At 41.9% G+C, this 12427-nt stretch carries 5 protein-coding genes; 1 reads left to right on the plus strand and 4 read right to left on the minus strand.

The window, feature by feature from the left end; translation table 11 throughout:
* Positions 1–83 precede the first annotated feature (83 nt).
* The 4 genes from OZP13_RS08365 to OZP13_RS08380 all read right to left on the minus strand — a co-directional run bounded on the left by OZP13_RS08365 (position 84) and on the right by OZP13_RS08380 (position 9700).
* Positions 84–1697, minus strand: a complete 1614-nt coding sequence (locus tag OZP13_RS08365) for a RagB/SusD family nutrient uptake outer membrane protein (RefSeq protein ID WP_281299324.1) — start codon at positions 1695–1697, stop codon at positions 84–86.
* Positions 1698–1716: 19 nt separating this feature from the next.
* On the minus strand, positions 1717–4728 hold the full coding sequence (locus tag OZP13_RS08370) for a SusC/RagA family TonB-linked outer membrane protein (RefSeq protein ID WP_281299325.1): 3012 nt from the start codon (positions 4726–4728) through the stop codon (positions 1717–1719).
* A 155-nt stretch (positions 4729–4883) separates the two neighbouring features.
* On the minus strand, positions 4884–6812 hold the full coding sequence (nagB, locus tag OZP13_RS08375) for a glucosamine-6-phosphate deaminase (protein ID WP_281299326.1): 1929 nt from the start codon (positions 6810–6812) through the stop codon (positions 4884–4886).
* 701 nt (positions 6813–7513) lie between these two features.
* Positions 7514–9700 (minus strand): alpha-N-acetylglucosaminidase, encoded by a 2187-nt coding sequence (locus tag OZP13_RS08380; RefSeq protein ID WP_281299327.1) that lies wholly within the window; start codon positions 9698–9700, stop codon positions 7514–7516.
* A gap of 1503 nt (positions 9701–11203) precedes the next feature.
* Between OZP13_RS08380 and OZP13_RS08385 the strand changes: the two genes are divergently transcribed.
* Positions 11204–11962, plus strand: coding sequence for a hypothetical protein (locus OZP13_RS08385; protein ID WP_269243462.1), 759 nt, complete (start codon positions 11204–11206; stop codon positions 11960–11962).
* The last annotated feature ends 465 nt before the right edge of the window (positions 11963–12427 follow it).

Consider the following 12427-nt stretch of genomic DNA (forward strand, 5'->3'; position numbering starts at 1 on the left):
TTATGAAAAAAAGGAGAAGAAAATTAATCTCCTCTCCTTTTTATAAAATTAAAACCTAATTGCAATTTGCTTTTAGATTATTTTTATTGTGGATAACCAGGGTTCTGGGTTAAAGTTGGATTTAAAGCCTTGGCATAAGTTGGAATTGGAAAAATACGACGGTAGGTCTCCGCATTGGTTTTGAATCCCCATTGACCTTCGTATTTACCATATCGAATCATGTCGTTTCTATGCCATGCTTCCCAAGCAAATTCGCGGCATCTTTCTTTATAAATATCCTCCAAACTTACACTGGTCCATGCAGCAGAAGTAGTACGATTGGCACGAACCATGTTTACCAATGAAAGTGCGGTGTGACCCAAAGTGGCATTTCCTCCACGAAGAATAGCCTCGGCTTTCATCAAGAGAACATCTGAATAGCGCAAAAAGGGCACATCATTATTTTGGTTACGACTTGTTGAAGTAGCGTCTGGATAAAACTTGATATTTCTGTACCCCATATTCCATGCAATTTCATCATTGCCACAGTCAAACAAAGCAGCATTCTGACGAAGAACAATGTTTGGTGTCAAGTCAACCTGATAGGTATAAGTCGCACCTCCATCTGATCCTGCATAAAACTGGTCATAGCCTTTTTTGGTTGTTGTAACCCTTACAGGAGTAACACCGTCATTCATGAATTGCAAGCCGGTCAACCATTGTTTGTTGCGAATATCATTCGCATCGTCGAAATTGGCATAAAATTCAGGCAAGGTACTTCGAGGCGCACTTGGCGTAAACGGAAGTCCAAACTTGGCTCTTTCAGAACGCGGAACATCATAACGGGAATGATACATTTGTCCATTGAATCCAACGGTGGTAGCTGCAGGGTCAAAAGGTACTGCAAAAATAAATTCTTTCATTGCAGGGCCATTATTTGGATAAAACATTTGAAGATAAGTACTTCTAGGCTCAACAGCATACAATCCTGAACTAATTACGGCATCACAAGCGGCCACACAATCATTGTAACGTTGGGTTCCCGTATAAACCTCGGCATTCAAATACATTTTGGCCAACAAGGCATTTGCTGTTTGTTTATTCGGTCTGCCATAAGTTGTTATACCAGTTGCAGGATTTAAATTAGGAATGGCTTTTTTCAGTTCTTTCTCGATGAAATTGAAAACTTCAATTCTGCTTGATCTGGGTTTTGAACTAAATTCACCATATACAGTGTCTAGCGGAACACCTCCATAAGAATCCATCAACATAAAATAAGAAATGGCACGCATCGTTTTTAATTCAGAAATCATTGTTGCTTTTTCTGAACCACTTGGCATTGCTTTATCTAAAATTGAAATGGTTTGATTGCTCGTCCCGATAACAGCTTCTGCCCAACCCCAAGGACCAACACCATTATCTGGAGTCCAATCATGATAGTGTTGGCAAGCATACCCTCTGTTGTCAAACCAGTTTCCTCCACGTGCAGGCAGAATAGCTTCATCGGTAGTCAGAGACTGTGACCACCACCAGGAAAATGCGAAATCTCCACGGAAAGCAGCATATACAGCACCAGATTGTTGAATATATTGTGCTGAATTCTGCGGGAACACATCTGGCGTGAGTTGTGTCGTAATAGGCACATCCAGATTTTCACAGGACCATAACAAACCAACCATAAGTACTGGAAGGCCTAAATATTTTGATATTTTTTTCATAGTATTTACAATTTAATTTTTAGAATATCACGTTCAAACCAAACAAAAAGGTTCTGGTTTTTGGATAAAAGTTATTAGAATCAACCCCTGGAGCCGTTCCTCCTTGTTCCACTTCTGGATCAATTCCAGAATACTTGGTAATCACAAACAAGTTGTTTATGGTTTCGTAAATACGTATTTTCTTGATGTATTTACCCACTTTACCAAAGTCATAACCAAAAGTCATATTGTCCAATCTAATGTAACTGCCATCTTCTATAAAACGCGTTGAATATTTATACGCATTAAGGTCATTTGGTGATTCATTTGCCGCATCTACCAGAATATTGTTTGACATTGCCGTACTAGGCCTGAATAAATCGGCACGAGTGGCATTGAAAATTTTATTGCCAAATACGCCACGGAAAAAGATGTTCAAATCAAACTTTTTGTAAGTGAAATTATTATCCCAACCCATCATAAATTTAGGCTGTGCACTACCTGCATAATGGTAATCAACACCAATAGCCGGGTTAGTAGTTAAACTACCATCTTTGGCAACATATTGGGAAACACCTGCTGCATTTTTTCCTGCATATTGCAACGTGAAGAATTGTCCAAGAGGTTTTCCTTCCTTGAAAATTTGCAAGGTGCTTCCTGTTTGTCCACCACCATCAGGCTGCACTCTCCTAATTGAATCTCCACCGATAAAATAGGGGTTTTTCAATTTGGTGATAACATTCTCGTTGTGGGAATAATTCAAATTGGTTGACCAACTAAAATTCTTGGTTTTCACAGGAGTGGCATTCAAGGCAATTTCAATTCCACGGTTTGACATACTGCCACCATTGGCTACAATATTTCCTACCGGCACAAGCACTGGATTTACCGCATAATTAAAAATCATGTCGGTAGTTTTCTTGTCATACACATCAACAGAACCAGACAATACCCCTTTTAATACCGTAAAATCAACACCTAAATTTGTGGTGGCTGTTTTTTCCCAATTCAAATCCGGGTTGGCTGCCTGGTTTGGTCCGTAAGCCCCCATTTGTTGTCCGTTATAATAGAATGTACCCAAACTTCCCGAGATAAATTGAGCCGTATAAGCGTTGAATCCAGATGAGTTACCTGTTTCTCCATAACTGGCACGGAATTTCAAATCGGTGAAAATCTTTTGGTTTTGCATGAAACCTTCTTTGTCAATTCTCCATGCACCACCCACGGAAGGAAAATACCCCCATTGATTGTTTGTACCAAATACGGAACCACCATCTCTCCTAATTGATCCTTGCAAAAGGTATTTGTCCTTGTAATTGTAGTTTACACGTGCAAATTGAGAAATCAAACGTTTTTTCTGATACGCCTTGCTATCGCCAAAATCAACTCTATAACCTGAAACCGAACCGTAGTTACCCAAAGCTAGATTGTTGTAGCTCACGTCATCCACAGGAAAATTAGTGTTTGTGGCCTGGAATCCATCACCCAATACATCTTCTTGCCATGAATACCCAATAACAGCCTTGATTTTGTGCTCGCCAAAAGTCTGGTCCCAATTCAAAAAGCTTTCAATAATGCTATTGGTATTTTGGTAGGAATTTCTCAATGCCGAACCGTTCACGCCAAAATTCATCAAAGAGTGCACTTGAGGTGGGTCTGGATTATTGTAGAAATTGGCACTGTTGTATTTTTGATAATAACTGTCATAAAACTCTCCGTGCAATGAATTCAATTGTTGGTAGGAAAGATTCAAGTTATAGGAAAATCCAAAAGGCAATTTTACTTCGGTGGTAAAGCTACCCACAAAATTATTGGTTTTCGTATCGTCGTCACCGTGATTAATCAAGGCAACCGGGTTAAAATAACCGGTTTGAATGAAGTTTTCAAAATAGGATCCATCAGGATTTCTTACCGGAGAAACCGGAAGGTGGTTCACTGACTGCAAAAGTGCCGTGTTACGTTGCGGCACATTGTTGTACACACTATTCGAATTGGTCACGTTCAAACCAAATTTAACTTTATCGTCAATGGCATATTGTTCTATTGCCAAATGCGCAATTACTCTTGAAAACTTGCTGCTCAAAAGAACCCCTTCTTTATTGATGGCCGTCACACTCGCGAAATAATTGCCATGTTCCCCACCGCCACTCATCGAAAGGTTGTGGCTGCTTGAAACAGCACCCCCATCTCTAAGAATTTCTTTTTGCCAATCCGTATCTGCCCCTTTATCGTTTTCAGGGGTGAAATTCAAATTGTTTTTAACGGTGAATGCCCTCAACTGGTCTGAATTCATCATGTCAAGCGTGTTTGAAACTTCCTCAAAACCAAAATAATTGCTGTAACTGATTTGGGTTTTGTCTTTACTTCCTCTTTTTGTGGTTACCATAATAACTCCATTTGCGGCACGATTACCATAAATAGCCGTTGCAGCTGCATCTTTCAACACATCAATGGTTACAATATCCTCCGGTGCAATGATGGAAATATCGACACCCGGAATACCATCCACCACATAAAATGGCCCTTGAGAACTGTTTAATGTTGAAGCCCCACGCAAAACCACCGAAGAACCTTTGGTTGGGTCGCCACTGGTTGAAACATTCAACCCCGCCACTTTACCTTGAAGCAATTGCCCCACATCGCTGATTACCCCATTATTCAATTGGTCCGCTTTTACGGAAGCAACGGCGGTAGTCAGGTTTTTACGAGATCCTTTTCCATACCCCACCACCACAACTTGCTCTAGAGTAGTTGCGCTAGAAGCCAATTTAATGGTATAATTGGTTTTTGATCCATCCACTTTAACACGTTGTTCCACATAGCCGACAAATGAAACTAGCAATACGGCATTTTTATTGGAAAGCGCTATTTTAAATTTTCCATCAAAATCTGTCTCGACACCATTTTTAGTGCCACTTTCAAGTACGTTGGCTCCCGGCAAAGGCATCCCTTGCTCATCCAAAACCACACCCGATACCTGTGTGTTTTGCGCCCAAGAATTAATTGAGAAGCCTATAAAAAAGGCTAATAATAGAAATTTAAGTTTTTCCATATTGTATTTATTAGTTAATTGGTTAATAGTAAAGCGAATTTAGCGGTAAAGATTTGTCAAGGAATGGACAAGTTATTCAGAAATATGGATGTTTTTAATACCCCCAATGAAAACGGGGCATCCAAGACCCTAATTTCTACAACGATATAGTAAAATTAATAAATCCATCTCACAAAAGCTTCCATTGCGGCATAATGGGAGAGTCCCAATTGATGGTATAAGTCGGCAGTTTCCCTATTTCTGTCTTCGGCACGTTGCCAAAATTCCCTGCTGTCGGCTCCTTGAAAAACCACTCCGTCTTTTTGGGATTGGTGTTTGAAAATGGCCTTTCTTTTTTCCAGTACTTGGTCGGGTCCCATGGGCACGGCCATTTCAATTTCATCCATTCCCCATTCTTGCCAAGCTCCTCTGTACAACCATACCCAGCAATCGTCCATGTACTTTTCGTGTTTCAATCTTTTGACTGCTTCAAAAACGATATCCAAACAAGTTTTATGGGTTCCGTGTGGATCTGCCAAATCCCCTGCCGCATAGATTTGGTGGGGCTTGATTTTAGCGATCAAATCCATTGTGATTTGAATGTCTACTTCGCCCAAAGGTTTTTTCTTGATAGTACCTGTTTCATAAAAAGGAAGTTCCATAAAATGGATTTGGCTATCAGGCAATCCCACGAAATAACAAGTGGATTCCGCTTCCCCTTTTCGAATCAAGCCTTTGATGTAGCGTACTTCAGGGATATCGACTTCACTGTTTTTCTTGTTTTGGAGAAACTGTGCCGCCTTGGTGTAAATGTTGTCGGCTTCCCTGCTTTCGATACCGAACTTGGTGTTGTAATCGCATACAAAACTGGCGAATCGCAAGGCTTCATCATCGGCTACGGCAATGTTTCCAGAGGTTTGATACCCCACGTGTACTTCGTGTCCTTGTTCCTGCAAGCGTTTGAATGTGCCTCCCATACTTATAATATCATCATCGGGATGGGGACTAAAAATAAGCACTCGTTTCTTGGCTGGTTCCGCTCTTTCTGTTCGTTTGCTATCGTCGGCATTGGGTTTACCTCCTGGCCAGCCTGTGATGGTATTTTGTAATTTATTGAAAATTTTGATGTTGATGTCGTAAGCTGGCCCTAAATCGGCTAGTAAATCACTCATTCCATTCTCGATATAATCGGCATCGGTCAACATCAAGATTGGTTTTTTTAGATGCAGGGCCAAGCCCAAGACCGCTTTTCGGATAAGAGTGTCCGTCCAACTCACTTTTTCGACCAACCAAGGCGTGTTGATGCGGGTCAATTTGGAAGCCGCCGACTTGTCCAAGACAAAAGTGGTATTGCTGCGTTCCTGCAAAAAAGAGGCCGGTACTTGATTGGTCACAGGCCCTTCCACGGAAGCCTTGATGATGTTTGATTTTCCTTCGCCCCAAGCCATCAGTATCACCCGTTTGGCCTCCATAATCTTTTTGACTCCCAAAGTAATGGCGGTTCTTGGCGTATTGTTCAGTCCCGAAAAGTCATTGCTGGCCGCCACGCGCGTAATGTGATCCAAGGCCACCAACCGCGTTTTAGAGTTTTGCAAGGAACCCGATTCATTGAATCCGATATGGCCGTTTCCTCCAATACCCAGGATTTGCAGGTCGATTCCTCCCGCCGCTTCAATCTTGGCTTCGTAATTGTCACAGTAGTCCCCTATTTCATTTTTCGACAAAGTACCGTCGGGAATGTGGATGTTTTCCGGCAAGATATCTACATGATTGAACAACAGTTCTTTCATGAACCTCACGTAACTATTGATGGAGTCCGGTTCCATTGGGTAATATTCATCCAAGTTGAAGGATACCACATTCTTGAAACTCAATCCTTCTTCTTTGTGAAGACGAACCAGCTCGGCATACAAACTTTTTGGACTGGAACCTGTAGCCAAACCCAAGATACACGGCTGGTTTTGGGCTTGTTTTTCCTTTATTAAACTCGCAATTTCCTGTGCCACCGATTGGGAAGCCACCACCGAGTTTTCATAGACAACGGTGCCGATATTTTCGAACCGCTTTTCAAAACTGGTTGCTTTGTCTATACTGCTTTTTAACATTGCTTTTATTTTTTGGTTAAACTATTAATTTGTTGGTTGTAATTGATTTATATTCTTTTTTAAACGCATAGAAACATAGCTCTCGTTAATTTTGATTAGACGTTTCACTTCATTTTAGGACGCATAGACTATGTGTTAAACCATTATAATGAATTGTTTACCTCCTTTTCTATTTTTTAAACGCATAGAAACATAGCTCTCGTTAGTTTTGATTAGACGTTTCACTTCATTTTAGGACGCATAGACTATGTGTTAAACCATTATAATGAATTGTTTACCTCCTTTTCTATTTTTTAAACGCATAGAAACATAGCTCTCGTTAGTTTTGATTAGACGTTTCACTTCATTTTAGGACGCATAGACTATGTGTTAAACCATTTTAATGAATTGTTTACCTCCTTTTCTATTTTTTAAACGCATAGAAACATAACCCTCGTTAGTTTTGATTAGACGTTTCACTTCATTTTAGGACGCATAGACTATGTGTTAAACCATTTTAATGAATTGTTTACCTCCTTTTCTATTTTTTAAACGCATAGAAACATAACTCTCGTTAGTTTTGATTAGACGTTTCACTTCTTTTTAGAATGCATAGGGTTATACTAAACCAAGACTTTTTCTATGCTTCTATGTGTTATCATTTTATATTTTGAAAGATTCAATAATTGGAAGACTCTAATTAAAAGTATTGGCACGCCCTGCTACTTTTCAAACATCTCTTGGCTTTCACACCATTTTAATTCCCATTGTTTTATGGATTCTCTTTCCTTCTCTTCGTCGAATGGTTTGTTGTTGATTTTGGATTCTTTTAATGCCTGCAGAAACATTTTCCATCTTGGCCAATAGAACTCCTTGTACATTCCGCTCCAGGCCCTTGAGGCATAATCATTCAAATGGCCTTCTCCTCCCCAAAGGGTGATGAGGGTTTTGGCATTTTTTAAATACAATTTTGAATCCTCGGCAGTACTTCCGTAATCCCAAGCCGATTGCAGCCAATGATTCAAGCGGTTCAAAGGCTGTCCTGAAATGATGTCGTCTGTATCCAAGGCCTGTTGTTCTATTTTTTGGAACAAGGCATCCGCTTTTGGTATGTCTTTCGATTCGTAAGCGGCCACGCATTCCATCAACATCTCGTCGATGCAAAGGGAATAATAGTGTCTTGAAGCATCCCTCAAATCATGTTGGTAAAGGCTGTTTTTATCGAAGTTTTTGGCTTCCTTTTTCAAAATGTTTATGGCTTGTTCCAACTTTTTCTTGTCACCGGGATTGCCCTTGAATTCCGTTATTTTCAAGGTAGGTCTTTTGAAAAACATGTAAGCTCCCGCCCTGCTGTCCCACCAACGGGTTTCCCAATATTTGGTGCTGTAGATCGATTCCACCAACAATTGCCAAGCCTGAAAAACAGGAGGTGAAATTTTATTGCCGTATCTGGCTTTCAAATAACGTTGCAACCAATCGTTGACCGGTTCCTTTCCTTGTGTCCAAGGGAGATCATAAATATACTCATAAACTATCGAATTATTGTTTAGTCCTTCCGGCATAACTCCATAGCCTACTAGATTGCCTTTGTTGGTGTTTTTCAATACGTAAGCAAGTTCCTTTTTGTAGTAATTCAAATCACCATAGACCGGGTTCGATCCGCCGTAATTGTGTACATAACCATACGTCCATTGTTTGCCGTAAAAGGCTTCCTGGTTTTCCCATACTTTGTACCTGTCGTTGGCATAGTCTTGCACCATCAAACGGTTGTTGGGCACTTTGGACAGAAACGCTTGGGTGGCTTCTTTCGTCCAAAACTCTTTATTGTCGCCAAAGAGCCAGCCTTGCATCACCCAAGTTGCTCCCGGAGCGGCTACATCGATGGTTTGGAATATGGCGCTTCCATAATCGGATAGTTCCTCGTTTTTGTGTTCTTTTGAAACGGGTGGCGTTATTTCGTTGAAGGAATCCGCCAGATAGAAATCGGAATGACCGTACCATTGGGTGTAGATTTCGATGAATCGTTTTCCAATTTCCTTGAACAAAGGGTCTTTGGAATCCAATAAATAAGTGCTTTTGAAACCACCTCCAGACCAAGAATTTAATTCGGTAATTTTGGATTCGGGATGTTTTTCGGCAAATGCTTTGGGTACATAGCCACTGAAAGCAGGAACAACGGGGTGCATTCCCAATGCCCTCATTCGTTGCAGGATGTTTTTCTGAACCGCCGCCTTTTTAGCGATCCATTCTTGCGGCAAGGGGCCTTCCAGACTGTTGATGTTGCCCATTCTTTGCCAAGGCAGGAAGGCGGGTCCCGCAAAATGCGCCTTTAATTGACTGTCGGTTAGGCCATACTCTTTCCATAATTGTTGCCAAACGGCTTCTTGCCCTTCCATAGCGGTGGGCAGGTTGATGCCGTGCAGCGCCATCCAGTCGATTTCTTGTTCCCAACGCTTCCAATCCCACCAAGGCGTGGTGTAGCCAAAGGTACAGGCGTTCAAATATTCCCTGTATTGGAAGGGTGTGGCACCTTTTTTGGCATACTTGGGCCAAGTCTTGGGCAAATCTATCCTGTTGCCTTCCCAGCTTACCGAAGCGGCTCCGATGTCTTTAAGAAAAGCGTATGCCGCATAGCAAAGGACTGCGTTAGAGGTTCCTTTAATGCTTACTCGATTGGCTGTTGTCCTTACTTCAAAGCTGTCTCCATTGGCCGGGTTCTTGTTTTCGATAATGCTTAAGTCGAACTCTGCCGCGCGTTTGCCGACGAGTCTTTCGATTACGGCTGTTGCAGTTTTTGTGGTTTCCTTGTTTTGGGAATAGGCCTCCATTGCCCCAAAGAAGAGCAGCATCAAAAGGATTCTTTTTCCCAAGACCTTGTACTTATTCATTTCCAAACCCAATTTTCTCATAATAGACACTTATTTTGTTACCACTTTTATTTTTTAAACGCATAGAAACATAGCTCTCGTTAGTATTGATTAGACGTTTCACTTCATTTTAGGACACATAGACTATGTTAAACCATTATAATGAATTGTTTACCTCCTTTTCTATTTTTTAAACGCACTTCGTCTTCGCTCAGTGCAGGCTAGAAACATAGCTCTCGTTGGTTTTGATTAGACGTTTCACTTCATTTTGGAATACATGGGCTAAGCGTTAAACCGTTCTTTTCCCATTATTGCTATTAAAAACAAGCCCCTTTATCCCCAAAAACCGGAGCAAAAAATAGGGAGATTATATCTTCCATACATCTCCCCGTTTCACCTAACTAAACTAACTATAAACATTTAACCTTTCCAAGGTCATTTGAATTCTTAACTTAATGATATTGCACTTGAACCGACAAAAGCCATTTTGCGAAGCTAAAGCGATGTTCTCGACTGCGCTCGAACTGACAGTATCTCAATCTAAACGGCATAACCCCAAATTGGCAGTTGTTATTTGATTTAAACAAGGGAGATTAACCCTGTAATCTCCCCGTCTAAACAAAACTAACTTAACTAACTTATCGATAAAAAACCATTATATCCTCGAGCGCAATAAATCTTCATTTAATTCAATGCTAAAATTATAACTAATGCATCGTTAAAAGATGGACGTATTCTTCAAAATTATAGACGGAATGTGCATTGTGAGTTGTGGGTTGTCGGTTGACCCCCTAGCCCCCTAAAGGGGGGACAAGAAAGAGGGATGAATACCATTTAGTGGAGAGATTGCCGCGTCGTTCCTCCTCGCAATGATGATGATGGGGACGACTGTGGGGGAGGCAACAGGTTGCCGCGCTACACTGCGTTTCGCTCGCAATGACGGTGGGTTTGAGGATGATTGCGGTGGAGAGATTGCCGCGTTCCTCGCAATGACAGCCGAGCTACACTGGGTTCCGCTCGCAATGACTGTGGTGGCGGGGTTGTATTGCCAAGCTATATAATCAGGGATTCGACCTGTTCCTGTTTGAGGCTGGTGTATTGGCAGAATTCCTCGACGCTGACGAACTCGTTTTGGAGTTTGTTGAGCTCTTTCCTGATGTTTTGCATCATTCTGATGCTTTGGCGGTAACTTTTTCCGGTAATGCGCTGTATATCCTTTGGGTAGATGCACAATCTTTTGGTTTCTTTTTTCATATACTATCTATGGCTTTGAGTAGGCTTTGAGTGGGCTTTGAGTAGGCTTCACTCCCAAGCGTCTTTTTTGATTTCTTTAGTGTAAAAATACTAAATATTTTCATTGGTTTTTGAGTGCCATTTGTGTCTTTTTGTGCCATTTATGTCATTGTTGCACAGGTCAATGAACGTCTCCTTCAAAACAAAGCATTTAAGTTGGATATTTGCTTTGAATTCAATCCAAAGCTGTTGCAACACGAATCACGATTGATGGAAATTTAACCTATTTATTCATTTAAAATTTTAGAAATTATGGCAAAGTTAAAAGGCATAATCAAAATTAAAGGTACTATCGGGGATATTACCTTTTACAAATCGCAGGACGGTTACATGGTTCGAGAAAAAGGGGGCATCGACCCCAAAAGAATTGCCACCGATCCCGCTTTCCAGAGAACCAGAGAAAACAATTCGGAGTTTGGCCGAGCCGGAAAAGCCGGAAAGCTGTTGAGAACGGCCTTGCGTGCTTCGTTGCTGAATTCAGCCGACGGCCGAATGGTGAGCCGCCTTACGCAGGCGATGACCAAAGTCATCCAGGCGGACGTGACGAGTTTGAGAGGCTTGCGCAACGTGATTGACGGCGAAGCGGAATTGCTCAGCGGCTTTGAATTCAACATCAGGGGCAAACTGGACGGCAGTTTGTTTGCTCCTTTTGTGGGCACTATCGACCGCATCACTGGCAACATTTCGGTTGACATCGATTCGTTTGTTCCCCAAAATATGCTTGCTGCCCCAATTGGCACTACGCATTACAAAATTATTTCGGGAGGTGTCGAGGTGGATTTTGAAGCCGGGACTTTTGTGGAAGCCCACAGCGAAAGCGACATTCTTCCTTGGGATGGCTTGGCCACCGTTGCCATCAGCCAAGTAAATGCCGTCACTCCCAACAGCAGCAAACCCCTGTTTTTGGCGTTGGGTGTCGAGTTTTACCAAGAAGTCAACGGCCAGATGTATCCTTTGAAGAATGGGACTTATAATCCTTTGGCCTTGGTTAAGGTGGATGGAGGAGCGTAGGACGAGGTACGAGGTATGAAGTACGAGGTACGAGGTACGAAGTACGAGGTACGAAGTACGAAGTACGAGGTACGAAGTACGAAGTACGAGGTACGAAGTACGAGGTACGAAGTACGAGGTACGAAGTACGAGGTACGAAGTACGAGGTACGAAGTACGAGGTACGAAGTACGAGGTACGAAGTACGAGGTACGAAGTACGAGGTACGAAGTACGAGGTACGAAGTACGAGGTACGAAGTACGAGGTACGAAGTACGAGGTACGAAGTACGAGGTACGAAGTACGAGGTACGAAGTACGAGGTACGAAGTACGAGGTACGAAGTACGAGGTACGAAGTACGAGGTACGAAGTACGAGGTACGAAGTACGAGGTACGAAGTACGAGGTACGAAGTACGAGGTACGAAGTACGAGGTACGAAGTACGAGGTACGAAGTACGAGGTACGAAGTACGAGGTACGAAGTAC

The sequence above is a fragment of the Flavobacterium limnophilum genome, assembly GCF_027111315.2.
Lineage (GTDB): Bacteria > Bacteroidota > Bacteroidia > Flavobacteriales > Flavobacteriaceae > Flavobacterium > Flavobacterium limnophilum.

Coding starts and splice junctions, on each gene's coding strand:
- OZP13_RS08365 (WP_281299324.1), bottom strand. CDS start 1,697: ATGAAAAAAATATCAAAATATTTAGGCCTTCCAGTACTTATGGTTGGT.
- OZP13_RS08370 (WP_281299325.1), bottom strand. CDS start 4,728: ATGGAAAAACTTAAATTTCTATTATTAGCCTTTTTTATAGGCTTCTCA.
- nagB (WP_281299326.1), bottom strand. CDS start 6,812: ATGTTAAAAAGCAGTATAGACAAAGCAACCAGTTTTGAAAAGCGGTTC.
- OZP13_RS08380 (WP_281299327.1), bottom strand. CDS start 9,700: ATGAGAAAATTGGGTTTGGAAATGAATAAGTACAAGGTCTTGGGAAAA.
- OZP13_RS08385 (WP_269243462.1), top strand. CDS start 11,204: ATGGCAAAGTTAAAAGGCATAATCAAAATTAAAGGTACTATCGGGGAT.